Raw genomic sequence first — 26189 nt, 5'->3', positions numbered from 1 at the left:
GAGCAGAACCGTGCGCGCGAAGGATTTCGATTCACATCCTGGAGTGTCTCAATGCCTCTCGTATCAATGCGTCAATTGCTGGATCACGCAGCCGAACACGGCTACGGTCTCCCGGCATTCAACGTGAACAATCTGGAACAGGTGCAGGCCATCATGTCGGCGGCCAACGAAGTGAACGCGCCCGTCATCATGCAGGCGTCGGCCGGCGCGCGGAAGTACGCAGGCGAGGCGTTCCTGCGGCATCTGATCGAAGCGGCGGTGGAGTCGTATCCGCATATTCCGGTCGTGATGCATCAAGATCACGGGCAGTCGCCGGCGGTGTGCATGGCCGCGATCCGCTCCGGCTTCACCAGCGTGATGATGGACGGCTCGCTCGAAGCGGACGGCAAGACGGTCGCGTCCTACGAGTACAACGTCGATGTGTCGCGCAAGGTGGTCGAGTTCTCGCATTCCATCGGCGTCACGGTCGAAGCCGAACTGGGCGTGCTCGGCTCGCTGGAAACCATGAAGGGCGACAAGGAAGATGGCCACGGCGCGGAAGGCACGATGACGCGCGAGCAGTTGCTCACCGACGTGGAACAGGCTGCGGACTTCGTGAGAGAGACGCAGTGCGATGCGCTGGCGATCGCCATCGGCACGTCGCACGGCGCGTACAAGTTTTCGAAGAAGCCGACGGGCGATATCCTCGCCATCGACCGCATCAAGGAAATTCACCAGCGCATACCGAACACGCATCTGGTGATGCACGGGTCGTCGTCAGTGCCGCAGGAACTGCTCGCCGAAATCCGCGAGTTCGGCGGCGACATGAAGGAAACGTACGGCGTGCCGGTCGAGGAAATTCAGGAAGGCATCAAGCACGGCGTGCGCAAGGTGAACATCGACACGGACCTGCGTCTTGCAATTACCGGCGCAATCCGCCGCTATTTGTTCGAAAATCCGTCGAAGTTCGATCCGCGCGACTATCTGAAGCCGGCGCGCGAGGCAGCGAAGGAAATTTGCCGCCAGCGTTATATGCAGTTCGGCTGCGAGGGCATGGCGGGCAAGATCAAGCCCGTTGCGCTCGACAAGATGGCCGACAAATACAAAACCGGAGAATTGGCGCAGATCGTCCGGTAAGCGGCGAACGTATGGATTAAGCGCGCTGCGTTTGTAAAGTAAAATCAACGGGTTCCGGCGACGGGACCCGTTCCCTTTTCTCATCGTCGCTGCGTGAGGCTCGCGGCGGCGATTCACTTTTTTCGGCACCTCTTCGGTACATGACGATGTCCACGCTCTACGAATCCACGATCAAATCGCTGCCGCTGCTCGGCCGTGGCAAGGTCCGCGACAACTACGCCGTCGGCAACGACAAGCTGCTGATCGTGACGACCGACCGCCTTTCCGCCTTCGATGTGGTGATGGGCGAGCCGATCCCGAACAAGGGCCGCGTGCTCAATCAGATGGCCGATTTCTGGTTCGAGAAGCTCGGCCATATCGTGCCGAATCACAACACGGGCATCGATCCCGCTTCGGTGGTCGCGCCGGACGAAGTCGAGCAGGTGACGGGCCGCGCGGTCGTCGTGAAGCGCCTGGAACCGATTCTCGTCGAAGCGGTGGTGCGCGGCTACCTGGCCGGCAGCGGCTGGAAGGACTATCAGGCGACGGGCGCGGTGTGCGGCGTGCAACTGCCGCCGGGCCTGCAAAACGCCGAAAAGCTGCCCGAGCCGATCTTCACGCCGGCGGCAAAGGCCGAGATGGGCCATCACGACGAAAACATCACCTACGACGAGATGGAGCGCCGCATCGGCACGGAACTGTCGGCGACGATCAAGCGCATCTCCATTCAGCTCTACAAGGAAGCGGCCGAGTATGCGGCCACGCGCGGCATCATCATCGCGGATACGAAGTTCGAGTTCGGCCTCGACAACAAGGGCGAACTGTTCCTGATGGACGAAGTGCTCACCGCCGATTCGTCCCGCTTCTGGCCGGCGGACGGCTACACGGTCGGCACGAATCCGCCGTCGTTCGACAAGCAGTTCGTGCGCGACTGGCTCGAAACGCAGCCGTGGAAGAAGGAACCGCCCGCGCCGAAGCTGCCGGACGACGTGATCGCGAAGACGTCGGAGAAGTATCAGGAGGCGCTGCAACGCATCACGGGCAAGACGCTGTCGTAATGTCGGCACGCGCGCCGCGGTTCCGGACGTGAACCACGCGGCGCGCTCGGATCGAGGAAAAGGGAATGAGCGAAGTACAGACCGGAGCGCACGCGCACGATGCGCCGCTCGTCGGCGTGTTGATGGGCTCCAGTTCCGACTGGGAAGTGATGAAGAACGCGGTCGCGATCCTTCAGGATTTCGGCGTGCCCTACGAGGCGAAGGTCGTCTCCGCGCACCGTATGCCGGACGAGATGTTCGCTTACGCCGAAAGCGCACGCGAGCGCGGTCTGCGCGCGATCATCGCGGGCGCGGGCGGCGCGGCGCATTTGCCGGGCATGCTCGCTGCGAAGACCACGGTGCCGGTGCTCGGCGTGCCGGCAGCGAGCAAGTATCTGAAGGGCGTCGATTCGCTGCATTCCATCGTGCAGATGCCCAAGGGCGTGCCGGTTGCGACCTTCGCCATCGGCGAGGCGGGCGCGGCGAATGCGGCGCTGTTCGCCGTATCCATTCTGAGCGTGACGGATGCGCGTTATGCCGAGGCGCTCGCCGCGTTTCGCGTAAAGCAGAACAAGGCCGCGCACGACATGACGCTGCCGCCGCTCTGAGCGTTCCGACGGCCGGGCCGCGCGTTTCGTGCGCGTGGCGTCGGCAACATCCAATCAGGTTATCGGCCAGTCCCACGATGAACCCACACAATTCCCCGAATTCCCCCATTCTGCCGGGCGCGTGGCTCGGCATGGTCGGCGGCGGCCAGCTCGGCCGCATGTTCTGCTTTGCCGCGCAATCCATGGGCTATCGCGTCGCCGTGCTCGATCCGGATGAAACGAGTCCGGCTGGCGCGGTGGCGGACCGCCATATCCGCGCGGCCTACGACGACGAAACCGCGCTCACCGAACTCGGTCGCCTGTGCGCGGCTGTATCGACGGAATTCGAGAACGTGCCGGCCACGAGCCTCGACTTTCTCGCGTCCCTCACATTCGTGAGCCCGGCGGCGAGTTGTGTCGCCATTGCGCAGGATCGGGTCGCCGAGAAGCGTTTTATCGCGGAAGCCGGTGTGCCGGTCGCGCCGCACGTGGTGATCGAGTCGCCGGAAGCACTCGCCGCGTTGTCCGACGATGAAATCGCCGCCGTGCTGCCGGGCATTCTGAAGACCGCGCGTCTCGGTTACGACGGCAAAGGCCAGATCAGCGTGCGCAACGTCGAGGAAGCGCGTACCGCGTATGGGTCGCTGTCGGGCGTGCCGTGCGTGCTGGAAAAGCGCATGCCGCTGAAATACGAAGTGTCGGTGCTGATCGCGCGCGGCGGCGACGGCAAGTCCGCCGTGTTCCCGCTCGCGCAGAACACGCATGTGAACGGCATTCTTGCGAAGACCGTCGTGCCCGCGCCAGACGCGACAGGCGCGCTCGTCGCGCAGGCGCAGGACGCCGCGCTGACCATCGCCGCGAAGCTCGGCTATGTCGGCGTGCTGTGCGTCGAGTTCTTCGTGCTGGAAGACGGCTCGCTGATCGCGAACGAAATGGCGCCGCGTCCGCACAATTCCGGCCACTACACCGTCGATGCGTGCGCCACGAGCCAGTTCGAGCAGCAAGTCCGCGCGATGACCGGCATGCCGCTCGGCGACACGCGCCAGCATTCGCCGGCCGCCATGCTGAACCTGCTCGGCGATATCTGGTTCGACGCCGGGCAAGACGACAAGCCGCGTCCGCCAGCATGGGCCGAAGTCGCGGCGATGCCTGCGGCGCGGCTGCATCTCTACGGCAAGGAGGAAGCGCGTCCCGGCCGCAAGATGGGGCACATCAACTTCACGGCGGCGACGCTCGAGGAAGCGCGCACGGCGGCGCGCGACTGCGCGCGCATGCTGCATATCGCGCTCGACTGAACTTAGGCAGTAGTTAGGCAATGACCATCCTTTACCCGAGCGCCGCACAGATCGACCAAGCCGCGGCGCTGCTCGACGCGGGCGAACTCGTCGCGTTCCCGACCGAAACGGTGTACGGCCTCGGCGGCGATGCCGAGAACCCGGAGGCCATCGCGCGCATTTATGCCGCGAAGGGCCGGCCGGCGAATCATCCGGTGATCGTGCATCTCGCGCCGCACGCCGATCCCGGGTACTGGGTGCGCGAGTTGCCCGCTGACGCGCAAAAGCTCATCGACGCGTTCTGGCCCGGTCCATTGACGTTGATTCTGAAACGTGCCGCGCACATTCCGGCGGCTGTCAGCGGCGGACAGGATTCGGTCGGCATTCGGTGTCCTTCGCATCCTGTCGCGCAGCAGCTGCTATCGGCGTTTCATGCGCGGCGTCAGGAAGCGGGCAAACGAACGGGCAAGCAGGCGGGCGTGGCGGGTCCTTCGGCAAACCGCTTCGGCCACGTGAGCCCGACGACGGCGCAACACGTGCGCGACGAGTTTGGCAGCGCGGTGCATGTGCTCGATGGCGGCGCGGCGGATGTCGGCATCGAATCGACGATTCTGGATTTGTCGCGTGGCTTTCCGGCTTTGCTTAGGCCGGGCCATGTGAGTCCGCAGGCAATTGCAGACGTGATCGGCGTCCCGCCGCGTCTGCCGGATGGCGGCGATGCGACCGCGCCGCGCGCCTCGGGCACGCTGAAGGCGCATTACGCGCCGCGCACGCCGTTGGCGCTGCTGCCGTTCGCCTCGATCGAGCCGTTGCTCGCGGCGTTCGACCGGTCGGCTGGCGGGAAGATCGCGTTGGTGGCACGGCCGTCGAGCGCGCGTGAATGGGCGCATGCGCCGCACGTGCATTTCGTCGCCGCGCCGGAAGACCCGCAAAGCTACGCGCGCGAGTTGTACGGCTTGCTGCGGGCGCTGGATCGGGCGAACGTCGAGCGAATTCTGATCGAGAAGCTGCCCGAGACGGTGGAGTGGATCGCGGTCAACGATCGGCTGGGAAGGGCGGCGGCTGCGTTCGAGCAGGAAGAATAGGCGGCGGTCTAAACGCCTTTGAAGCGAACTGTTGCCGGTCTCAGTTTCAAACAATATCGGCCGAAGAATTATTCGTTGCTTATCGGATTTTTCGTATGGCCGGTTGTCCTGACCTGAAGTAAAAGTCCTTCGCCTAATCATTGCGACGATTTCTCCCGGAAGCGCAATGATGAGTAAAAACCCGCGTCTGCTCGAATTTAGTCTAGGCGTCGCGCGTTAGAATTCTGCACTGCCAATGAAACGAATACGTCGGCTCTTCTCGCGTGATGCCAGAAGAGTTTCGGCGTTGCGTATTCCGGCGTCAGTCGCTCCCCTCTCAAACAATTGCTTGCAATCGAATCTAGGATTCTCGATGAACCCTGCCGACTCATTTCTGGACTCCCCGGATTTCATCAAAATGAGTGCCGAAGTCGTAGAGGCGCGACGTATGTATAACGGGCGCCGGCTCTGGCGAGCGACGAACGGCGTCGTTCAACACGGGCTTCTCAAAGGATATTTTCTCGGCGAACGGGCCACATGGCGCTATGAGGACACAGGAACGAAACTCGTCGGTCTCTACGAACTAGAAGTATGCGAACTCATTCGCAGGATTCATCGCGGGCGCAGCACGTTTATCGACCTCGGCGCGGCCGACGGCTTCTACGGAATAGGTTTGGTCTCGACGGGCGTCTTCGAACGGTCGATTTGCTACGAGATCGACGAAGCCAGTCGCGACAATCTGAGAAATCTGGCGAATGAACGTGGCGTAGGAGACAGGGTGAATATCCTCGGCGCGGTGACTTCCACTTTCGCCGATGAACTGTCTGCGCATGGCGTCGATTTCAAAGACTGTGTTCTGCTCTGCGATATCGAAGGACATGAATTCGAGACGCTCACGCGAGAATGCCTCCGCACGCTGAGGCATGCTCACGTCATCGTGGAAATCCACGACTTCATGATTGTCGGCCCGGACCGGCACACGTGGCTTCCGAATCTCGTCGCCCGCGCGAGCGACTATTTCAATGTCACCGAGATCAAAGCCGGCGCACGCGATTTGACGCAGATTCCCTTGATAGCCGATAACTGGACCGACTCCGACCGTTGGCTTCTATGTTCGGAAGGCCGAGCCAAGCCGATGACGTGGCTTCATTTCGAGCCGAAGTCAAATCCGCAAGCCGTCTGATCCAAAAGTATTCCCTACAAAGGGGTTTTTCAACTGCAACCGGCCACCTTCGCCGGAAGCCGAGACGCAGTGAAACGATGCGGCACGCATCACGTTATATATTATTAGGATAACTTGACATGAACAAAACAAAATTCCGACTCAAACCGATTATCGCCGCCGGTCTCGCCGGATTGGCCATGAACTCAGCTTGCGGGCAAGCCATCATCGAAGGCAATGGAACGACCTCCGCAAGCACAGGCGTTCTGATCGGTAATGACGGGGCGCATAACAATATCGAGGAAAGCGTCGTCGTCGGTGATGGTGCAGTCGTGAACGGCGGAAATCAGGCAGCAGCGCAGGCCTCCGTGGCGATCGGCTTCGGTGCGCAGTCGCAGGAGAACGGCGTGGTGATCGGCCGGAACGCAATCGCCCGGAACAACCAGGCTACCGTGATCGGCGATAACGCCAACGCGGGCTTTCGCGCGGTGGCTTTGGGCATCGATTCGTCAGCGGCAGACGCGGCCGTGGCGGCCGGTGGAGGCAGCACCGCGACGAACGCGGCGGTCGCGATCGGGCGCAACGCGAACGGAAGCGGGAGCAGTGCCGTGGCGATCGGCAGCAATGCGGTGGGGCAGGGCGGCACGTCGGTTGCCATTGGCAACAGTACGACATCGGGCGGTCAGGATTCGGTGGCGATCGGCAACTATGCTTATGCGAAAGGCGATAACTCCGTGGTCATCGGCGCAAGCAGTTACGACGGCGGGCAAAGCAACGTGGTGAGCGTCGGGGCTATCGGAGCCGGACGGCGCATCATCAACGTGGCGGCCGGCACGCAAGGCACGGACGCAGTGAATCTGAATCAGCTCAAGGGCTTGGCGAGCAGCACGGCGTCGGCGTTCGGCGGCGGCGCTGCCCCGCTGCCCGATGGAAGCATTCTGATGCCGTCGTATGTCATCAACGGCGTGACGTATCACGATGTCGGGAGTGCACTGGACGGCGTGGACAGTTCTCTCACGAACATCAACACGACGATTGCGAGCATCGCGAACAACACGAACAACACGACCGGCGCAACGGATCCGGCTGCCGTGCGATACGACTCGAAAGGCGGCTCGCTCGATCTCGACAACGTGACGCTCGGCGGCGCGAACGGCACGACGATTCACAACCTTGCCGCCGGTGCCGCCGACATGGATGCCGTGAATGTCGGCCAGCTCAATTCGGCGATGTCGGCCATCACCAACAAGATTGCGAACATATCGGCGGCAGGCGGCTCGAATCCGCTCTTCGCGGCCGACGGGAACGCGGCCACCGAAGCGGCCGTGGCAAGCGGAGTGCATTCGACGGCCATCGGCGCGAACGCGGCGGCAAGCGCCGATAATTCGGTGGCGCTCGGCGCGAACTCGTCAGCCGATCGCGCGAATACGGTTTCCGTCGGCTCGTCGGGCAACGAACGACAGGTCGTCAACGTTGCGGCAGGAACGCAAGGCACGGACGCGGTGAACGTCAACCAGCTGAACGGCGCGGTGCAGCAGGCGAACGTCTATACGGACAAGGCGGTGTCGAGTGCGAACGCGTACACGGACAAGGCGGTTGCGGCTGGCGTTCAGCAGTCGAAAAACTACACCGACAAGGCCGTGGCGACGGTTCTCGCGATGCCGAGCGTTCCGATGCTGCAGGCGGGCGAGAAGTGGGTCGGGACGAGCGTGGGCGCTTACGGCAGCCGCGTGGGAATCGGCGTTGCGGCGGCGTATCAGGCGTCTGCGAATCTGAACGTCGGAATGGGTGTTTCCACGACCGACAGCGGATCGGCGGGCATCAAGGCGCAAGTCGGGTACCGCTGGTAATCGGCCCGCGTGAACTGGCGGTTTAGGTCCGCCACAGAAAGTTAGGATCGCTGATAAAAAGCAGCGATTGGGTGTGGCTGACTGCCGAAAGAAGCGTGCTGCCAGCACGCGATCGCGCGTAGACATTCAAAAAGCGTCCAAAAATAAAGCCGCCCTAGCCGAAAGCTGGGCGGCTTGATAACGGCGCGTCGAACGGGAACCTACTTTCCTAAGCCCGACTTGGCGACCGTCTGCTCCGCGAGCTGCGCATAGAGCGCGTGCAGATGCGTCGTCGGATGCACCGTATCCGCGTACATGTACGTCTGATCCGCGCCGGCCACGGTCAACGTCTGCGGCGAGCAGAATAGCGACGTGGCGAACGCTTGCGGGTTCGGCTCGCCGAACTTCTGCGCCGCCGCGGCCATCGCCTGCAGATTACAGGCCGTGCCCGTGTTCGACACCGTGAACCCGTACTGTCCGAAGTTCGCCGTGATAGTGGCGAGCGTCGGAACGATGTCGAGATAGATGACCTTCGACATCAGTCCGGTCTGCGTCAGCGCGGCGGCGAGCGCCTGATTGAACCCTAGCGATGCCTGCGTAAGCAGCGCGCGCGTCGTCGCGTTGCTCATCATGCCTTGCGGCGTGGCGCCGATATCCGGAATGTCCGACACCAGCACATGCGTCGCGCCGCTTTGCACGATCTTGCCGACGATGCCCGCGAGATCGAGCGCCGCCTGACCGATCGCGGCTTGTGCCTGCGCGGTCGTCATCTGGCCGGCCTGAACGGCGGTCAGGTTATAAAGAATGTCGTTCGCGCCGCCGTTGACGATCACGAGCTGATTCGCATTGAAGCTGCCGTGCGACGACAGATAGTTCGTCACCTGCTGCGCGACCGGCACCGTCAGCGCGCCCGCATAGTTCGCGGGGTCCGTGCTCTGATGGCCGACGCCGATGGGGTTCGTCACGCGCGATCCGCCCTGCGCGTAGCCCAGGCCCGTCAGATTGGCCGGCGGCGTGCCGAAGCCGCCGCTCATCGCGGGCGTGAGCGTGTCGCCGTAATACTTCGCGACGTTCTGCACCCACACTTCGCCGGGATTCGTCGTGAATCGCCCGCCGCCGAAGTTCGCCGCTGCGACAGGCGAATACGTGCCGACATCCGAGAGGCTGTCGCCGAACGACACGACCTGGAGCTTGACGCCGCCCGCAGGCGTCGAGTTGTTGTCGTCGCCGCCACCGCCGCACGCGGCGAGCAGGGCGAATGCCGCGCTCGCGGCGGCGATGCGGGTAGTGCGCACCACGGCGCGCATCGAGAGTTGCTTCTTCATGGACCTCGTCTCCGTTCTTCGGTGTTTTCTATTTGTTTCGCACGGCGCTCGTGGCCGCGTCACTGCCGCATCTCATTGTGCCGCAAAGCAGGCGGATGTCGAGCGATACGGCCGGCGGTCCGAGCCGCCGCGCAACGGGCGACACGCGCCGTCCCGACAGCGTACACGCGGCGCAAGCCCCGGCGGGCGTGACTTCCTAGAAGAAATCTTCGGCTCTCGCGCACGACCGTTCGCGAATAACGCGGGTTTTGCAGGATTGCCGCTCGCCCGATGTCGTGCCTTCCGCGGACCGCGCTCAGTCTTCGATGCCCGGCTTGCGCGCGCCTTCGTAGACCCATTCGAGGAGCGCATCGTGCGCGGCGCGTGCGGCTTCGGCGCGCGGATCGTTGATGAAGCTCACCACCACGTAGCTCTCGCCGTTCGCCGCGCCGACGTAGCCTGCAATCGCGCGCACGTCGCGCAGCGTGCCGGTCTTGATGTGCGCGTTGCCGCCTGCGCCCGCGTTCGTCAGGCGGTTGCGCATGGTGCCGTCCACGCCGGCAATCGGCAGCGATTCGACGAAGACCTGCGCGACCGGACTCGCATTCGCGGCCTGCAACACGTCGGCGAGCGATGTCGCGGAGATCGCTTCGTCGCGCGAGAGCCCCGAGCCGTTGTCGAGCGACAGGCCGTTCATCGGCAGCGCGTTGCGGCGCAGAAACGTCTGGATGGCCTGCGTGGATTTGGCGGTGGTCGCGGGCGGCTTGGACTGCGCCGCGCCGATGGTCAGGAACAGGTTGCGGGCCATCACGTTGTTGCTGAACTTGTTGATGTCACGCACGATTTCCGACAGCACCGGGCTGCGATGCGTGCCGACGAGCCGCGCGCCGGAAGGCGTCGGGCCTTCGCGCGTCGCGCCCTGGAACGTGCCGCCCGCCTGCTTCCAGAGCGCGAGAAAGCCGCCTGCGAAGAACGTCGAGTGATCGAGCGCCGCGACGTTGATCGTGCGCGAGCCGCAACGCAGCGGATAGTCGCCGATGAACGACGCCTGCACGAAGCCGCCCTGCGTTTGCGCGACGCTCGGCGAGGCCGCCGGCAGCGTTCCCGCGCACGCGCCGCGCGTGACGCGCAATTCGTTGTCGATCTGAAGCTGCGCGAGTTGCGGCAGCACGTCGATGGATACTTGCCCGTCGGGGTTCGGCGTCAGCGTGAACGACAGCGACTTGAACGCATAGAGAAGCGGGTCCGGGCCGACGTTGTACGGCGCGGCTTCGTCGCTGTCGAAGGCGGGAAGATCGCGCGTGGAGGCGTCGAAGTAGCGCTTGTCGAGCACGAGCGCGCCGTCGATGCCCGTGATGCCGCTCTTGCGAATCTGATCCACGAGATCGATTAGTTCCTCCGGCACGAGCTTCGGGTCGCCCGTGCCCTGAATGTACAGGTTGCCGTGCAGCACGCCTTGCGGGTCGACGTCGCCGTCGGCATACGCGGTCGTCTTCCAGCGGTAATCCGGTCCGAGAAGCGACAGCCCCGCGTAAGTGGTGACGAGCTTCATCGTCGAGGCCGGGAGCATCGGCCGGTCGGCATTGATCGCGACGATCGGCTCCGGCGCGCCGATGCGCTGCACGAGCACGCTCATCGACGAAAGCGGCACGTGCGCGCGTGCCAGCGCGCTCATCACCGAGGCGGGCAGCGGACCGGCCGGCGCAACGCGTGCGATTCTCTCCGCCTTCGCGGTTTTCTTCGCGCCAATGGCCCCGCGCGCCGCGCGCTCGGGCGCGTGCTTTTGCGAGTCGGATCGGGTGCCGCCGCGCGCGTGGGCTTCGGGTGCGTGAGACAGTGCGGCGCAGCCAAGCGCCGCCGCGAATGCGAGCGTCGACAGACGCGCGGAAAGTGAACCGGGAATCGGGGAGAAGAGCGGCATACGGGCGTGCGTTCTTGGTGTGAGTTCTGACTGCCCCGCGCGGGTTGGGCCGGGCCGGCGCGGGCGAAGCGGCTATTGTAGACAAGCTGGCTTGCGGAAATCGTACGCGGCGGGCGGGGCGGCGCGCCCGGCTTGGGTTAAGTCCGGTTTAAGCCTGCGGCCGAGCCGCGCGGCTAAAATGAGCCGGACACAAATCTTCCAGACTCACCATGCGAATCCTGCTAGTCGAAGATGACCGGATGATCGCCGAGGGCGTGCGCAAGGCGCTGCGCGCGGACGGTTTCGCGGTCGATTGGGTGCAGGACGGCGAGGCGGCGCTCACGGCCGTCGCCGGCGAAGCCTACGATCTCATGCTGCTCGATCTTGGCCTGCCGAAGCGCGACGGCCTCGACGTGCTCAAGACACTGCGCGCCCGCGCGAACGCGCTGCCGGTGCTGATCGTCACGGCGCGCGACGCCATTGCGGATCGCGTGAAGGGCCTCGACGCCGGCGCGGACGATTATCTCGTCAAGCCGTTCGATCTCGACGAACTCGGCGCCCGGATGCGCGCGCTGATCCGCCGTCACGCGGGCCGGGGCGAATCGCTCGTGCGCCATGGCAATCTGACGCTCGATCCGGTCGGTCATCAGGTGACGCTCGCCGGTTCGCCCGTTGCGCTCTCGGCGCGCGAGTTCGCGCTCCTCGAAGCGTTGATGGCGCGCCCCGGCGCGGTGCTTTCGAAGAGCCAGCTCGAAGAGAAGATCTACGGCTGGGGCGAAGAGATCGGCAGCAACACCGTCGAGGTGTACATCCACTCGCTGCGCAAGAAGCTCGGCGCCGATCTCATTCGCAACGTGCGCGGCCTCGGCTACATGGTCGCGAAGGACGCCTGATGCGGTCGATTCGCCGCCAGCTTCTCGTCTGGCTGCTCGCGCTCGTGATCGTGGGCGTGGGCTTCGCCGGATGGCTCATCTACCGGCAGGCGCTCGCCGAAGCCAACGAACTCTTCGATTACCAGCTGCAGCAGATCGCGGCGGCGCTGCCTTCGGAGCCGTTTTCGTCGGTGCTGAGTTCCCGCAGCGAGACGGACGAAGGCGTCGTCATCCAGATCTGGAACCGCAACGGCGTGCTGATGTACTACTCGCATCCGCGCGTGCCGCTCGCGCCGCATGCCGAACTGGGCTTTTCCACCGAGACGACGCCGCGCGGCGAATGGCGCGTGTATAGCGCGATCGTCGGCGATAACGTCGTACAGCTCGCGCAGCCGCTTTCGATCAGAAACCGCGTGGCGGCAGGCGTTGCATGGCGCACGCTATGGCCGCTCGTGCTGTTGTTGCCGTTGCTCGGGCTCGCGATCTGGGTGATCGTCGGGCGCGGACTCGCGCCGCTGCAACGCGTGACGCGCGCGCTCGATTCGCGGCATCCCGAGGCGCTGGACCCGCTGTCGGACCAGCGTCTGCCGCAGGAAGTGCGGCCGCTCGTGCGCGCGCTGAACGCGCTGCTCGCGCGGCTTTCCACGGCGCTCGACACGCAAAAAGCCTTCGTCGCCGATGCCGCGCATGAACTGCGCACGCCGCTCGCCGCCGTGAAGATTCAGGCGCAGCTCGTCGCGCGCGCCGACGACGACGCCGCGCGCCGCGAGGCGCTCACCGATTTGAACGAGGGCATCGCGCGTGCGACGCGGCTCGCGGAGCAGTTGCTCGCGCTCGCGCGGTCGGAGCCGGACACGCAGGTCGCGCGGGCGCCTGTCGATCTGTGCGCGCTGCTCGGCGAGTGCGTGCGCGGTTATGTGCTCGTCGCGCAGGACCGGGGCGTCGATCTCGGCATCGAGAGAAGCGAGCCTGCGACCGTCAAAGGCGACGCAGACGCGCTGCGCGTCATGTTCAACAATCTCATCGACAACGCCACCAAGTACACGCCGGTCGGTGGGCGCGTGGATGTCTCAATAAAAGTACAAGAAGGACATCCGGTCGTGGAGATCGCCGACACGGGACCGGGCATTCCGGCAGCCGAGCGCGAGCGCGTCTTCGGCCGCTTCTATCGCGTGGGGCAAAACGCGGACAGGGAGCGCACCGACGTGGCGGGCAGCGGATTGGGACTCGCCATCGTCCGGCGCATCGCCGACCGCCACGGTTTTTCCATCGCTCTTGCAGAATCGCCGGCTGGCGGTTTGCTCGTTCGAATCGTTTGCTGACGCCTCCCGCGCGTCCGCCGGGCTGCATTGCCCGTCGTCCGCAATTTCGAAGTCCGTCTATATCTTTTCGGAAGTGTCTGCTTTGAAGCACGTGCGCATCTGAATACGATGCCTGCATCCATAGATTGTTGATTTCCGCAAAGAAGCGTTCGATTACTTTCCCATCAACGACGGCTTTCTGACAGTCGAAACACTCTTCGTTGTTTCTTGTTTCAGCCTCCTTCGTTTGCATTACGAATCTGTGGTGTTTCCTAACCCATCGAGAATCCGCCGGTGTTGGCTTTCCCGGCATGCATGTTTATGACGAAAATCATTGAAGCAATTTGCAACGATAAACCGAAGTCGAACCGCGGAATCGTGATCGGCGCGAGCGCCGTTGCCGCCGTGCTGGCCTATGCGGGCCCCGCCTCTGCAAGCGTCATGTGTCTGAGCGACGCAAACGGTACGTATAACTATGGTTCGAATACCGCTGCGAACGGCAGTAACTGCACTAGCTGGGTTACCGGTCTGAGCGGACCGTACGCAATTCTGGACAACGGCAGTCCGGCCGGTCACTCCGCGCTGGCCTTGACGTCAGGCAAGGCGGCGTTTTATCTGAATAGCAGCGGCTCCATGGCGAGCAACGTGATGACCGCGACGGCCTCGGGCTCGAACGTGTTGCTGAGCGGACTTGCGGCTGGTGAGGTGTCAAGCACGAGCCTCGACGCCGTCAACGGTTCGCAACTGTTCGGGCTCGCGAGCTCGACCGCCTCGGCGCTGGGCGGCGGCGCCTCGGCGAACGCCGACGGTTCTGTTTCCGCTCCGAGCTACGCGCTGACCAACGCCAACTCGATCAATGGCACCACCGGTGCCGCGAACAACGTCGGATCGGCGTTCCAGACGGTTGACAACGCACTCGGCAAGCTGAACACGGCCGTTGCGCAAAACACGACCGATATTGCCAACATGTCGACCCAGATCAACAACGGTACGATCGGTCTGGTGCAGCAGGACGCGACGACGCGCAACATTACCGTCGCGAAGAACACGGACGGCACGACCGTCGACATGACGGGCACGGCAGGCACGCGCACGGTGACGGGCGTGACGGCGGGTCAGTTGAACGCGACGAGCACCGACGCGGTCAACGGCTCGCAGCTCTATGCAACGAATCAGAACGTTGCGCAGAACACGACTGATATTGCCAACATGTCCACCCAGATCAACAACGGCACGATCGGTCTGGTGCAGCAGGACGCGACGACGCGCAACATCACGGTCGCGAAGAACACGGACGGCACGACCGTGGACATGACGGGCACGGCAGGCACGCGCACGGTGACGGGCGTAACCGCTGCGCAGTTGAACGCGACCAGCACCGACGCGGTCAACGGCTCGCAACTCTATGCAACGAATCAAAACGTTGCGCAGAACACGACTGATATTGCCAACATGTCCACCCAGATCAACAACGGCACGATCGGTCTGGTGCAGCAGGACGCGACGACGCGCAACATCACGGTCGCGAAGAACACGGACGGCACGACCGTAGACATGACGGGCACGGCAGGCACGCGCACGGTGACGGGCGTAACCGCTGCGCAGTTGAACGCGACCAGCACCGACGCGGTCAACGGCTCGCAGCTCTACGCCACGAATCAGGCCGTTGCGCAAAACACGACCGATATTGCCAAGAACACGTCCGACATCAACAACATCGTCAACCAGTTCAATAACGGCGCGATGGGCCTGGTGCAGCAAGACCCGACGACGCGTGTCATCACCGTCGCCAAGAACACCGACGGCACCGTGGTCGACATGACGGGCACCGGCGGCACGCGCACGGTGACGGGCGTGACGGCTGCGCAGTTGAACGCGACGAGCACCGATGCCGTGAACGGCTCGCAACTCTATGCGACCAATCAGAACGTGGCGCAAAACACGGCCGATATCGCCAGCCTCAGCACGACCGTCACGCAGAACACCGCGAACATCGCTCAGAACAGCGCCGACATCGCCAAGAACACCGCGGACATCGCCAACCTGAACACCAATGTCGCGCAGAACACGGTCGACATCGCGAAGAACACGACCGATATCAGCAACATCAATCAGCAGATTTCGAGCGGCAACGTCGGTCTGGTGAAGCAGGACGCGACCACGCGCAACATCACGGTCGCCAAGGACAACGACGGCACGGTCGTCGACATGACGGGCACGCAAGGCGCGCGTACGGTGACGGGCGTCGCCGCCGGCACGCTCTCCGCCGACAGCCTCGACGCGGTCAACGGTTCGCAGCTCTACGCCACGAATCAGAACGTCGCGAGCCTCACGCAGCAGATCAACAATGTCGCGGCTGCCAGCTCGGCGTTCGCATCGCAGAACACCGACTCGCCGGCCGTCGCATCGGGTGCGAATTCGACTGCGATGGGCAACGGTTCGAAGGCAACGGGCAACAACTCGGTCGCAATCGGCAGCGGTTCCGTCGCCGATGAAGACAACACGGTGTCCATCGGTTCGGCCGGTAACGAACGTCGCCTGACCAACGTCGCACCGGGTGTCAACGGCACGGACGCAGCTAACATGAACCAGTTGAACGCGGTTCAGAACAGCGTCAACGCCACGGCGCGCCAGGCGTTCGCAGGCGTCGCGGCGGCGATGGCCATGCCGAACCTCACGCCGAGCCAGCCGGGCAAGACGGTGGTCGCGGCAGGCGTCGGCAACTACAAGGGTTACACGGCAATGGGCCTCGGTGCGACGTATCGCTCGCGCGACAGCCGCTGGCTCGTGAACGCCGCTGCATCGATCACGCCGCACGGCGATACCGGTGTGCGCGGTCAGGTCGGCTACGAGTTCTAAGCTCGACCGCACTCAAGCAGTAGTACGGGCGGCTATCCGGAAGGGTAGCCGCCCGTTTTTTATGGCGCGTCGCCGCGTGTGGCCGGGCTTTCACCGTTTAAGAGACATTTAAGCCACGCGCCGTAATCTTCGTTCATCCCATTGCGCAAGCTTGTCAAAGCGCATTGCAATCCGTCAGGAGTACAACGATGAAAGCGAAGATCCTCACCCGCAGCGCCGTCGCAGCCGCCGTCGCCGTTGCCTTGTCGGCGGGCTATGTCGCCGGTCACAACAACATTCCCGCGCCGCAGGTCATTGCCCCCGCGCAAGCCGCGATGATGCCGGCCGAAGCCGCCGCCAAAACGGGCGTGCCCGACTTTTCCGGGCTCGTCGAAACGTACGGGCCGGCTGTGGTGAACATCAGCGCGAAGCATCTCGTCAAGCAGACGTCCGCTCGCCGCAGCCAGAACCAGGTGCCGATGGACCCGGACGATCCGTTCTACCAGTTCTTCAAGCGCTTCGGCGGCATGCCGGGCTTCGGCGGCGGCGATAACGGCCCCGGCGCGGACCGTCCGAGCGAAGGGCTCGGTTCGGGCTTCATCGTGAGCAGCGACGGCTACATCTTGACGAACGCGCACGTCGTCGATAACGCGAACGTCGTCACCGTCAAGCTCACGGACAAGCGCGAGTATCGCGCGAAGGTGATCGGCTCGGACAAGCAGTCGGACGTCGCCGTGCTGAAGATCGACGCCAAGAACCTGCCGACGGTCAAGATCGGCGATCCGAACGGCAGCAAGGTCGGGCAGTGGGTCGTGGCGATCGGCTCGCCGTATGGGTTCGATAACACCGTGACCTCAGGCATCATCAGCGCGAAGTCGCGCGCCTTGCCGAACGAAAACTACACGCCGTTCATCCAGACCGACGTGCCGGTGAATCCCGGCAACTCGGGCGGACCGCTCTTCAATCTGCAAGGCGAAGTCATCGGCATCAATTCGATGATCTACTCGCAGACGGGCGGCTTCCAGGGCTTGTCGTTCGCCATCCCGATCAACGAAGCCATCAAGGTCAAAGACGCGCTCATCAAGACCGGTCACGTGGATCGCGGCCGCCTGGGCGTCACCGTTCAGGCGATGAACCAGACGCTCGCCAATTCCTTCGGCATGAAGTCGCCGCAGGGCGCGCTCGTGAGTTCGGTCGAGCCGGGCGGACCCGCAGCCAAGGCCGGCCTGCAGCCGGGCGACGTGATCACCGCGCTCAATGGCGTGCCGGTGACGGATTCGACGTCGCTGCCGTCGCAGGTTGCCGGCTTGTCGCCGGGCAGTTCCGCGAAGGTGCAGGTGTGGCGCGACAAGGGCTCGAAGGATCTCACCGTGACCGTCGGCGCGCTGAAGGACGCGAAAACCGCGAGCACCGATGCCAACGGCGATCAGGGCGGCGGGTCGCAGGATGCGCGTCTCGGCGTCGCGGTGCGGCCGCTCACGCCCGACGAGAAACAGCAGGCCTCGCTTTCGCGCGGGCTCGTCGTTCAGCAGGCGAGCGGCGCGGCGGCGAGCGCGGGCATCCAGCCCGGCGACGTGATCCTCGCGGTAAACGGCCAGCCGGTCACGAGCGTGCAGCAGCTCAAGTCGATGATCTCGCACGCCGGCGACAGCATCGCGCTTCTGATCCAGCGCGACGATGCGCAGATCTTCGTGCCGGTCGATCTCGGCTGATGCAGCGACGCGCGATGCGGGCACGGAGGATGCTGTTTGCCACGCCGGGGCCCCATCGCGTGTCACCGCGCATCGGGCGTGACGCTGGCGCGCCGTGGCGCGGCGGCATCGGAAAAAAGGAGCCAAGAAGATGAAGAGCAAAACGGGCAAATTAGCGGCGATGCTATTGGCGACGGCATTGACCGCGCCACTCGCGAGCGGCGCTTGGGCGCAGCAGCCTGCCGACGCGGCCAATCCGGCCAGCGCCGGCACGAGCGATACCGGCAGCGCCGGCAATGCCAACGGCGGCGGCCTGCCGCAAGTTCAGCAACAAGGCGACGTCTCGTACACGTCGGGCGGCGTCGGTCTCGACGAATCGCGCGCACTGTTGCGCGAACAGGCGCACTGGCCGCTGTCGTTGCGCTTCACGGGACCGACCGCGGATTATCTTTCGGGCGTGACCGTGCGCATCGTCGGCGGAATGGGTGGCGAAGTGCTGAACACCGAATCGATGGGACCGTACATGCTCGTCAAGCTGCCGCCGGGCAGCTACACCGTGTACGCCAAGTACAAGGATCAGGAAAAGAAGCAGTCCGTCAACGTGTCCGGGCCGGGCAAGGCGAAGGCCGCTTTCCATTGGACTATTCAATGACGCGGTGATCCGTGAATCGAACGCCGCCTCTGTCTTGCGGTAAAAACTTGTCTCATAATGAAGCCACGAGTCGCTCCCGGCTCGTGGCTTTTTTGTGAGCGAGGCGCCGCCGCGTCTTGCGATTCTCTCGACCGCAGCGCGGAGGACTCCACGATGAGCACGGACCTGAATCACGGACAAGAGGCGCGCCGCATCGAGATCAAGCCGAACAGCCGGCGCTGCCGCGTGATCCATCAGGGCGTCACGTTTGCGGACACCCATGCGTCCATGACGCTCATCGAAACGGGGCACGAGAACGTTCACTATTTCCCGCGCGCGGATGTCAACATGGCGCGGCTCGAACGCTCCACACACACTTCTCACTGCCCGTTCAAGGGCGAGGCCACGCACTACCATCTGCTGACCGAAGACGGTCCCGTGGAAAACGCCGCGTGGAGCTACGAAAGCCCGTTCGACGCCGCTCTGCAGATCAAGGGCTATCTGGCGTTTTATCCGTCGCGCGTCGATCGTATCGACGAGACGGCTTAGGCGGTCCGGCCAACAGACGCATTCTTTTCGGCGTGCGATAAAGCAGCCAAGACGCGTTTCTTGTCCCGGAGGCTCGGATGGAAGTCACCGAAGCGTTGCGCGTGCCGCTCGATCCGGCACATGTCGAGGACGCGCTCGGCGATCTCGCGTTGCTGCGCGCGAGTCTCGACAATTGCGAATCCTTCACGCGCACGCCGGCGGGCGAGTACGCGCTCACCTTGATCGTGCCGCTGGGCGCGCTGCGCGCCCGTTACGACGTGCGGGCACACGCGGCCGGGCGCACGCGGCAGGACCATTTGCAGGACGATTCCCAGGACGAAGACGACCGCGCCTACGCGCGCACGCTCAGCTTCAAGGAGCGCGGCGAGGGCGTCGGTTCGCTGCGCGGACAGATCGCGGTCGCGCTCAACCGCGGCGGCGACGGCGAAGACAGCGCGTCGACGTGGATCGAATACACCGTCTGGGCGACGGTTTCAGGACCGCTCGCGGGCCTGCCGACGCGCCAGATCGAGAACGCGTTGCGCGAGGGCGCCGACGACTTCTTCGCGGAATTCTGCGAAGTCGTGCGCGCGAAGCACGGGCTGCCGTCGCTGCGCGCGGCGGGCGACCATCCGCGCCGTCATGTTTTCCTCCGCCCCGGCGCGATGTCGGCGGCGTTCTCCCGGCGCGCGGGAGCGACTGCGCGCGCGGTTCACGGCGCACCCGGCGATGCCGCGCCCACCGGCGTGCTGCGGCATCGGCTGGGCGGGCATCCGTTCGCGCATCGAGAACGCCATCACGAGCACGATCCTCATCCGTTCGGCCTGCCCGGCTGGGCGTGGGCGGTCATGCTCGCGCTCGTCGCGCTGTTCGCGTTCTTCGCGGAGCGCGGAAGTCTGCACTGAAAGGCGATCGGCGCTAGAGTGCTGGGTCCATCTTCGACGTTTTCCGCAAGGACCCACCATGCCGCGCCGCGCCCTGATCGTCATCGACGTGCAGAACGAGTATGTCAACGGCAATCTGCCGATCGAATTTCCCGATGTGAACGTGTCGCTCGCCAATATCACGCGCGCGATGGACGCGGCGGACGCGCACGGCGTGCCGATTGTCGTCGTGCAGAACTTCGCGCCCGCGACCGCGCCGATCTTTGCGCGCGGCTCGAAAATGGCGGAGTTGCACGAGTCGGTGGCGGCGCGGCCTCGCGCGCACTACGTCGAGAAGGCGCTGCCGAGCGCGTTTGCCGGCACCGATCTGGGCGACTGGCTGAACGCGCACGACATCGACACCATCGTGGTCGCCGGCTACATGACACACAATTGCGACGACTCCACGGTGCGGCACGCGGTGCATGCGGGGCTGTCCGTGGAGTTCCTCACCGATGCCACCGGCGCCGTGCCCTACGAGAATCGCGCGGGGCGGGCGAGCGCCGAAGAGATTCACCGCGTGTTCACGGTCGTCATGCAGTCGCGCTTCGCTGCGGTCCTGACCACGGACGAATGGATCGCGGCGCTCGAAACCGGCGAGGCGCCGCCGCGCGATAGCATCTACGCGTCGAACCAGCGGGCGCGTGCGCGTTGAGCGGACCGTTCAGACGCGTTCGGTCGTGAGCAGAGCGGGACTGGCGCGCAGCGCGTCGAAGCAGGCGTCGATGAGCGCTTCGGCGTCTTTGGCGGGATCGACGCTATCGGGCATCATCAGCGAATCGTGCAGGATGCCCGTGAAAAGCGCGTGCAAGAGCGTGGTAGCGCGGCGCACGTCGAGCGCCGCCGGGAGCTGCGCCTTGTCGATGGCGTTGCGCAGCGCCCGCGCGATGCGCTCCATGCCGTCGCGCATGTTGTTTTGCTGGCGCTCGCGCACCGGCCCCATTTCCTCGACGAACTCGCACTTCAGAAACAGGATGTCGAAGACGCGCCGGCGCTTCTCGTCCTCGGTGATGTTGCGCATGCACCAGATGAAAATTTCGCGGACGCGCGCGAGCGGGTCCGGCTCCTTGCCGTCGAGCGTGGCTTCGACGAGTTCGTCGAGCGGGAGCAGGCTGCGTTCGAACATGGCGTTGAACAGGTCGCCCTTGTTAGCGAAATGCCAGTAGATCGCGCCGCGCGTCACGCCTGCCGCCTGCGCGATGTCCGCGAGCGACGTGCGCGAGACGCCTTTTTCATAAAAAACGCGCTCGGCGGCGTCGAGAATGCGGTTGCGCGTCTCCTGCGCTTCTTCCTTGGTTCGTCTGACCATATCCTGGGAACTGACGGCTTTCCGCGCGCAGATGTTCTCGCGATGCGGGGGTGTGAATGTGGTAACTGAAAGGTTGTACGCTTTTTGTCGAAGGTCGGCGGCGGAATCTCTCGTTACGGCCGTAATCTTCGGGCGATCTTATTTTTACATCCATTCGTGAATGTATTTATAATACCAGCCCACACGACGTCAAGGCACGAGCATTTGTCGGCTAGTCACTGACGTCACCATCGTTGTTCAGATTCGCGCATTGCGCCGCCGTCTTCTAAGGCGCGCCGTGCGCTCGCTAATGTGCGCATCGCGTTCCGGAGAGAAGTGCGTCTCGTCCCTGAGGCGCCGAGCGGAAGGTGCGCGTGTTTTTTTCGCTATCAGTCACGAACAGAGGTCGCTCCATGCGCTTCGAAAGGGTTCCGTTTCACCTCGTCAGTGCCGCGACGGCTGCCATCCTGCTGGCGGCGTGCGGACAAAAACAATCGGCGCCGCCGCCGCAGACGCCCGAAGTCGGCGTCGTGACGATCCAGCCGAGCAGCGTGCCGGTCACGACCGAACTGCCGGGCCGCACGAGCGCGTATCTCGTCGCGCAGGTGCGGGCGCGCGTGGACGGCGTCGTCCAGCGCCGGGAATTCACGGAAGGCAGCATCGTCAAGGCGGGCCAGCGGCTCTACAAGATCGATCCGGCGCCCTACATCGCGCAGTTGAACAACGCGAAGGCGTCGCTCGCTAAGGCGCAGGCGAATCTCGCAACGACGACCGCGCAGGCGAATCGCTACAAGGTGCTGGTCGCGGCGAACGCAGTCAGCAAGCAGGACTACGACAACGCGGTCGCCTCGCAAGGCCAGGCCGCCGCCGACGTGGCCGCCGGCAAGGCAGCGGTGGATACCGCGGCGATCAACCTCGGCTACACGGATGTCGTGGCGCCCGTGACGGGCCAGGTCGGCATCTCGCAGGTCACGCCGGGCGCTTACGTGCAGGCGAGCCAGGCCACGCTGATGGCGACCGTCCAGCAGCTCGACCCGATGTACGTCGACCTCACGCAATCGAGCCTCGACGGTCTCAAGCTGCGCCGCCAGATTCAGCAAGGCCGTCTCACGACGAGCGGCCCGAACGCTGCGAAAGTCTCGCTCGTGCTCGAAGACGGCCGCGTCTATGCGGAAAAGGGCAAGCTGCAGTTCACCGACGTGACCGTCGATCCGACCACCGGCTCCGTCACGGTCCGTGCAATCTTCGAGAACAAGGACCGCGTGCTCTTGCCCGGCATGTTCGTGCGGGCGCGCATCGAGGAAGGCGTGAATCCGAGCGCCATCGTCGTGCCGCAGATCGGCATCACGCACGACCAGAAGGGCACGCCGACGGCGCTCGTCGTCGGAGCCGACAACAAGGTCGCGCTGCGCCAGCTCGTGACGTCCGGCACCTACGGTCAGAACTGGGTGGTCGATAGCGGCCTTGCCGCCGGCGATCGCGTGATCGTGCAGGGCGTCGACAAGGTGCGTCCGGGCATGGAAGTCAAGACCGTGCCCGCGCAACTGCCCGCAGCGCCCGCAGCCGGAGCGTCGCAGGCGAGCGATGCGCAGGCCGCGCAGCCCGCCTCGTCCGCGCAGCCCGCGTCTGCTGCGTCGGGCGCGTAAAACCAGGAGCCCGCCTCATGGCAAAGTTCTTTATCGATCGCCCGATTTTCGCGTGGGTGATCGCCATCGTTTTGATGCTCGCGGGTATCGCGTCCATCTTCACGCTGCCGGTCGCGCAGTACCCGACCATCGCGCCGCCGGCCGTCCAGATCAGCGCGACGTATCCGGGCGCATCGGCGAAGACGGTCGAAAACACCGTCACGCAGGTGATCGAGCAGCAGATGAGCGGTCTCGACCACCTGCTGTATCTGTCCTCCACCTCCGATGACTCCGGCACCGCGACCATCACGCTGACGTTCGCGCCGGGCACGAACCCGGACATCGCGCAGGTTCAGGTGCAGAATAAGCTGCAGCTCGCAACGCCGCTTCTGCCGCAGATCGTGCAGCAGCTGGGCACGAAGGTCACGAAGTCGAGCAACAGCTTCCTGCTCGTGCTGGCGTTCGTCTCGCAGGACGGCAGCATGAGCAAGTACGACCTCGCGAACTACGTGGCGTCGCACATCCAGGATCCGGTCAGCCGTCTGGACGGCGTGGGCACGGTGACGCTCTTCGGCTCGCAGTACGCCATGCGTATCTGGCTTAACGCGGACAAGCTGAACAACTTCGGCCTCACGCCGGTGGACGTGCAGGCGGCGCTCACCGCGCAGAACGTGCAGGTCGCGGGCGGTTCGCTCGGCGGCACGCCGTCGGTGCCCGGGCAGTTGCTGCAGGCGACCATCACCGAAGCGACGCTGCTCACCACGCCCGAACAGTTCGGCAACGTGCTGCTGAAGGTGAATCAGGACGGCTCGCAAGTGCGCCTGAAGGACGTCGCGCGCATCGAACTCGGCGGCGAAAACTACAACTTCGACACCAAGTACAGCGGCCAGCCGGCGGCGGGCTTCGGCATTCAGCTCGCGACGGGCGCGAACGCGCTCGCCACGGCGAAGGCCGTGCGCCAGAAGATCGACGAACTGTCGAAGTACTTCCCGAACGGGCTCGTCGTCAAGTATCCGTACGACACCACGCCGTTCGTGCGGCTGTCCATCGAGGACGTGGTCAAGACGCTGATCGAAGGCATCGTGCTGGTGTTCCTCGTGATGTATCTGTTCCTGCAGAACTTGCGGGCCACGCTGATTCCGACCATCGCGGTGCCGGTCGTGTTGCTCGGCACGTTCGCGATCATGGCGGCGGTGGGCTTTTCCATCAATACGCTATCGATGTTCGGTCTAGTACTCGCGATCGGCTTGCTGGTGGACGATGCAATCGTGGTCGTGGAAAACGTCGAGCGCGTGATGGCGGAGGAGGGCTTATCGCCACGCGACGCAACGCGCAAGGCAATGGGCCAGATCACCGGCGCGCTGGTGGGCGTCGCGCTCGTGCTGTCGGCGGTGTTCGTGCCGGTGGCGTTGTCGGGCGGCTCGGTGGGCGCGATCTATCGACAGTTCTCGCTCACGATCGTCTCGGCGATGGTGCTCTCCGTGCTGACCGCGCTGATTCTCACGCCGGCGCTGTGCGCGACCATCCTTAAGCCGATTCCGCAAGGTCATCACGAAGCGAAGAAGGGCTTCTTCGGCTGGTTCAACCGCACGTTCGACAAGAGCCGCGACAAGTACCATTCGGGCGTTTATCACGTGATCCGGCGCTCCGGGCGCTGGCTCGTCATCTATCTGGTCGTGATCGTCGCGGTCGGCTTCCTGTTCGTGAAGCTGCCGAAGTCGTTCCTTCCCGACGAAGACCAGGGCACGATGTTCGTGCTCGTGCAGACGCCGGCCGGTTCGACGCAGGAAACCACGGCGCGCGCGCTGAAGGACGTCTCCGACTATCTGCTGAATCAGGAAGCGTCCATCGTCGAATCGACGTTCACGGTCAACGGCTTCAGCTTCGCGGGCCGCGGTCAGAACGCGGGTCTCGTGTTCGTGCGCATGAAGGACTACGCGCAGCGCCAGAAGGGCGACCAGAAGGTGCAGGCGCTGGTGGGCCGCTTGTTCGGGCGCTTCGCGGGCTACAAGAACGCGGTGGTGTTCCCGGTCAATCCGCCGTCCATTCCTGAACTCGGCACGGCCGCGGGCTTCGACTTCGAACTGCAGGATCGCGCAGGCGTGGGCCACGACGCGCTGATGGCCGCGCGCAATCAGCTGCTCGGCATGGCCGCGAAGGACCCGACGCTCGCGCAGGTGCGCCCGAACGGCCTGAACGATACGCCGCAGTTCAAGGTGAATATCGACCGTGAGAAGGCGCTCGCGCTCGGCGTGACGGCGGCGTCGATCGACCAGACGTTCTCGATCGCGTGGGCTTCGCAGTACGTGAACAACTTCCTCGATACGGACAGCCGGATCAAGAAGGTGTACCTGCAAGCCGACGCGCCGTTCCGCATGACGCCGGAGAACATGAACGACTGGTACGTGCGCAACGGATCGGGCGGGATGGTGCCGTTCTCCGCGTTCGCCACCGGCGACTGGACGTACGGCTCGCCGAAGCTGGAACGCTACAACGGTATCTCGTCGGTCGAAATCCAGGGCGCGGCTGGCCCCGGCAAATCCACCGGCCAGGCGATGCAGGCGATGGAAGCCATCGCGGCGAAGCTGCCGGCGGGCATCGGCTACGAATGGACCGGGCTGTCGTATCAGGAAATTCAGTCGGGTTCGCAGGCGCCGATTCTGTACGGCATCTCGATTCTCGTCGTGTTCCTGTGTCTCGCGGCGCTGTATGAAAGCTGGTCGATTCCGTTCTCGGTCATCATGGTCGTGCCGCTCGGCGTGATCGGCGCGCTGCTCGCCGTCACGTTGCGCGGTCTGGAAAACGACGTGTTCTTCCAGGTGGGTCTCTTGACCACGGTCGGTTTGTCGGCGAAGAACGCAATTCTGATCGTGGAATTCGCCCGCGAATTGCAGATGTCGGAGAAGATGGGCCCGATCGAAGCGGCGATGGAAGCAGCGCGGCTGCGCTTGCGCCCGATTCTGATGACCTCGCTCGCGTTCATTCTCGGCGTGATGCCGCTTGCGATCAGCAACGGCGCGGGTTCCGCGAGCCAGCACGCGATCGGTACCGGCGTGATCGGCGGCATGTTGACCGCGACCTTCCTCGCGATCTTCATGGTCCCGATGTTCTTCGTCGTGATCCGCGCGCAGTTCAGCGGCGAGAAGGAAAATCCGGAGACGGCGCTCGAGCACTACGAGCAGCATCATCCCGATGAGCACCGTCCGCGCGATGGCGGCGGCTCCAACGAAGGACATTGAA

At 64.3% G+C, this 26189-nt stretch carries 20 protein-coding genes; 17 read left to right on the top strand and 3 right to left on the bottom strand.

Features of this window, described 5'->3' with window-relative positions; translation table 11 throughout:
* Window positions 1-51: 51 nt before the first annotated feature.
* The 7 genes from fba to P9239_RS15495 all read left to right on the top strand — a co-directional run bounded on the left by fba (window position 52) and on the right by P9239_RS15495 (window position 8069).
* Window positions 52-1116, top strand: a complete 1065-nt coding sequence (gene fba / locus P9239_RS15525; RefSeq protein ID WP_309752384.1) for a class II fructose-bisphosphate aldolase — start codon at window positions 52-54, stop codon at window positions 1114-1116.
* A gap of 146 nt (window positions 1117-1262) precedes the next feature.
* The gene (locus tag P9239_RS15520) at window positions 1263-2153 is read left to right on the top strand and encodes a phosphoribosylaminoimidazolesuccinocarboxamide synthase (protein ID WP_309752382.1); all 891 of its coding nucleotides are present in this window, start codon (window positions 1263-1265) and stop codon (window positions 2151-2153) included.
* Between the two features lie 65 nt (window positions 2154-2218).
* Window positions 2219-2740, top strand: a complete 522-nt coding sequence (gene purE / locus P9239_RS15515) for a 5-(carboxyamino)imidazole ribonucleotide mutase (RefSeq protein ID WP_309752380.1) — start codon at window positions 2219-2221, stop codon at window positions 2738-2740.
* A gap of 77 nt (window positions 2741-2817) precedes the next feature.
* Window positions 2818-4014, top strand: coding sequence for a 5-(carboxyamino)imidazole ribonucleotide synthase (locus tag P9239_RS15510; RefSeq protein ID WP_309752379.1), 1197 nt, complete (start codon window positions 2818-2820; stop codon window positions 4012-4014).
* Between the two features lie 20 nt (window positions 4015-4034).
* Window positions 4035-5078 carry an L-threonylcarbamoyladenylate synthase gene (locus P9239_RS15505; RefSeq protein WP_309752375.1) on the top strand — a complete coding sequence of 348 codons (1044 nt, stop codon included), beginning with the start codon at window positions 4035-4037 and terminating at the stop codon, window positions 5076-5078.
* A 352-nt stretch (window positions 5079-5430) separates the two neighbouring features.
* Window positions 5431-6240, top strand: a complete 810-nt coding sequence (locus tag P9239_RS15500; protein ID WP_309752373.1) for a hypothetical protein — start codon at window positions 5431-5433, stop codon at window positions 6238-6240.
* A gap of 179 nt (window positions 6241-6419) precedes the next feature.
* Complete coding sequence (locus tag P9239_RS15495; protein WP_309752371.1) at window positions 6420-8069, top strand: hypothetical protein; 1650 nt, start codon at window positions 6420-6422, stop codon at window positions 8067-8069.
* 200 nt (window positions 8070-8269) lie between these two features.
* Here P9239_RS15495 and P9239_RS15490 read toward each other — a convergent pair whose 3' ends face one another.
* Complete coding sequence (locus P9239_RS15490) at window positions 8270-9373, bottom strand: SGNH/GDSL hydrolase family protein (RefSeq protein WP_309752369.1); 1104 nt, start codon at window positions 9371-9373, stop codon at window positions 8270-8272.
* Between the two features lie 295 nt (window positions 9374-9668).
* On the bottom strand, window positions 9669-11273 hold the full coding sequence (dacB, locus tag P9239_RS15485) for a D-alanyl-D-alanine carboxypeptidase/D-alanyl-D-alanine-endopeptidase (RefSeq protein WP_309752366.1): 1605 nt from the start codon (window positions 11271-11273) through the stop codon (window positions 9669-9671).
* 209 nt (window positions 11274-11482) lie between these two features.
* Here dacB and P9239_RS15480 point away from each other — a divergent pair, with 209 nt between their 5' ends.
* The 8 genes from P9239_RS15480 to P9239_RS15445 all read left to right on the top strand — a co-directional run bounded on the left by P9239_RS15480 (window position 11483) and on the right by P9239_RS15445 (window position 20691).
* The gene (locus P9239_RS15480; RefSeq protein WP_309752363.1) at window positions 11483-12145 is read left to right on the top strand and encodes a response regulator; all 663 of its coding nucleotides are present in this window, start codon (window positions 11483-11485) and stop codon (window positions 12143-12145) included.
* On the top strand, window positions 12145-13446 hold the full coding sequence (locus tag P9239_RS15475; protein WP_309752361.1) for an ATP-binding protein: 1302 nt from the start codon (window positions 12145-12147) through the stop codon (window positions 13444-13446). Before P9239_RS15480 ends, P9239_RS15475 begins: the two co-directional genes overlap by 1 nt.
* 300 nt (window positions 13447-13746) lie before the next feature.
* On the top strand, window positions 13747-16284 hold the full coding sequence (locus P9239_RS15470) for a YadA-like family protein (protein WP_309752359.1): 2538 nt from the start codon (window positions 13747-13749) through the stop codon (window positions 16282-16284).
* Window positions 16285-16472: 188 nt separating this feature from the next.
* A complete protein-coding gene (locus tag P9239_RS15465) occupies window positions 16473-17975 on the top strand; it encodes a DegQ family serine endoprotease (RefSeq protein ID WP_309752358.1) in 1503 nt (500 codons plus the stop codon).
* A gap of 130 nt (window positions 17976-18105) precedes the next feature.
* Window positions 18106-18606 (top strand): carboxypeptidase regulatory-like domain-containing protein, encoded by a 501-nt coding sequence (locus P9239_RS15460; RefSeq protein WP_309752357.1) that lies wholly within the window; start codon window positions 18106-18108, stop codon window positions 18604-18606.
* A 153-nt stretch (window positions 18607-18759) separates the two neighbouring features.
* The gene (locus tag P9239_RS15455; protein WP_309752355.1) at window positions 18760-19134 is read left to right on the top strand and encodes a DUF427 domain-containing protein; all 375 of its coding nucleotides are present in this window, start codon (window positions 18760-18762) and stop codon (window positions 19132-19134) included.
* Window positions 19135-19211: 77 nt separating this feature from the next.
* Window positions 19212-20018: an SRPBCC domain-containing protein gene (locus P9239_RS15450; RefSeq protein ID WP_309752353.1), complete on the top strand. Its 807-nt coding sequence runs from the start codon at window positions 19212-19214 to the stop codon at window positions 20016-20018.
* 58 nt (window positions 20019-20076) lie between these two features.
* The gene (locus P9239_RS15445) at window positions 20077-20691 is read left to right on the top strand and encodes a cysteine hydrolase family protein (RefSeq protein ID WP_309752351.1); all 615 of its coding nucleotides are present in this window, start codon (window positions 20077-20079) and stop codon (window positions 20689-20691) included.
* Between the two features lie 9 nt (window positions 20692-20700).
* Here P9239_RS15445 and P9239_RS15440 read toward each other — a convergent pair whose 3' ends face one another.
* Entirely contained in the window at window positions 20701-21345 is a 645-nt protein-coding gene (locus P9239_RS15440) for a TetR family transcriptional regulator (RefSeq protein ID WP_309752349.1), read from the bottom strand.
* Between the two features lie 392 nt (window positions 21346-21737).
* On the opposite strand from P9239_RS15440, the gene P9239_RS15435 reads away from it, so the two are divergent.
* Together P9239_RS15435 and P9239_RS15430 are read left to right on the top strand one after the other, a co-directional pair.
* A complete protein-coding gene (locus tag P9239_RS15435; RefSeq protein WP_309752347.1) occupies window positions 21738-22970 on the top strand; it encodes an efflux RND transporter periplasmic adaptor subunit in 1233 nt (410 codons plus the stop codon).
* Between the two features lie 17 nt (window positions 22971-22987).
* Window positions 22988-26188, top strand: a complete 3201-nt coding sequence (locus P9239_RS15430; protein WP_309752345.1) for an efflux RND transporter permease subunit — start codon at window positions 22988-22990, stop codon at window positions 26186-26188.
* The last annotated feature ends 1 nt before the right edge of the window (window position 26189 follow it).

Source organism: Caballeronia sp. LZ062, assembly GCF_031450785.1.
Taxonomy (GTDB): domain Bacteria; phylum Pseudomonadota; class Gammaproteobacteria; order Burkholderiales; family Burkholderiaceae; genus Caballeronia.
Note: the sequence above shows the minus strand (reverse complement) of the source record. Positions and strands in the feature narration are given on the sequence as shown.

Bases quoted from the DNA above. Each gene is read 5' to 3' on its own strand.
- P9239_RS15430 (WP_309752345.1), top strand. From the start codon at position 22,988: ATGGCAAAGTTCTTTATCGATCGCCCGATTTTCGCGTGGGTGATCGCC.
- P9239_RS15500 (WP_309752373.1), top strand. From the start codon at position 5,431: ATGAACCCTGCCGACTCATTTCTGGACTCCCCGGATTTCATCAAAATG.
- P9239_RS15510 (WP_309752379.1), top strand. From the start codon at position 2,818: ATGAACCCACACAATTCCCCGAATTCCCCCATTCTGCCGGGCGCGTGG.
- P9239_RS15520 (WP_309752382.1), top strand. From the start codon at position 1,263: ATGTCCACGCTCTACGAATCCACGATCAAATCGCTGCCGCTGCTCGGC.
- P9239_RS15445 (WP_309752351.1), top strand. From the start codon at position 20,077: ATGCCGCGCCGCGCCCTGATCGTCATCGACGTGCAGAACGAGTATGTC.
- P9239_RS15460 (WP_309752357.1), top strand. From the start codon at position 18,106: ATGAAGAGCAAAACGGGCAAATTAGCGGCGATGCTATTGGCGACGGCA.
- fba (WP_309752384.1), top strand. From the start codon at position 52: ATGCCTCTCGTATCAATGCGTCAATTGCTGGATCACGCAGCCGAACAC.
- P9239_RS15475 (WP_309752361.1), top strand. From the start codon at position 12,145: ATGCGGTCGATTCGCCGCCAGCTTCTCGTCTGGCTGCTCGCGCTCGTG.
- purE (WP_309752380.1), top strand. From the start codon at position 2,219: ATGAGCGAAGTACAGACCGGAGCGCACGCGCACGATGCGCCGCTCGTC.
- P9239_RS15440 (WP_309752349.1), bottom strand. From the start codon at position 21,345: ATGGTCAGACGAACCAAGGAAGAAGCGCAGGAGACGCGCAACCGCATT.
- P9239_RS15465 (WP_309752358.1), top strand. From the start codon at position 16,473: ATGAAAGCGAAGATCCTCACCCGCAGCGCCGTCGCAGCCGCCGTCGCC.
- P9239_RS15490 (WP_309752369.1), bottom strand. From the start codon at position 9,373: ATGAAGAAGCAACTCTCGATGCGCGCCGTGGTGCGCACTACCCGCATC.
- P9239_RS15455 (WP_309752355.1), top strand. From the start codon at position 18,760: ATGAGCACGGACCTGAATCACGGACAAGAGGCGCGCCGCATCGAGATC.
- P9239_RS15505 (WP_309752375.1), top strand. From the start codon at position 4,035: ATGACCATCCTTTACCCGAGCGCCGCACAGATCGACCAAGCCGCGGCG.
- P9239_RS15450 (WP_309752353.1), top strand. From the start codon at position 19,212: ATGGAAGTCACCGAAGCGTTGCGCGTGCCGCTCGATCCGGCACATGTC.
- P9239_RS15480 (WP_309752363.1), top strand. From the start codon at position 11,483: ATGCGAATCCTGCTAGTCGAAGATGACCGGATGATCGCCGAGGGCGTG.
- dacB (WP_309752366.1), bottom strand. From the start codon at position 11,273: ATGCCGCTCTTCTCCCCGATTCCCGGTTCACTTTCCGCGCGTCTGTCG.
- P9239_RS15470 (WP_309752359.1), top strand. From the start codon at position 13,747: ATGACGAAAATCATTGAAGCAATTTGCAACGATAAACCGAAGTCGAAC.
- P9239_RS15495 (WP_309752371.1), top strand. From the start codon at position 6,420: ATGAACTCAGCTTGCGGGCAAGCCATCATCGAAGGCAATGGAACGACC.
- P9239_RS15435 (WP_309752347.1), top strand. From the start codon at position 21,738: ATGCGCTTCGAAAGGGTTCCGTTTCACCTCGTCAGTGCCGCGACGGCT.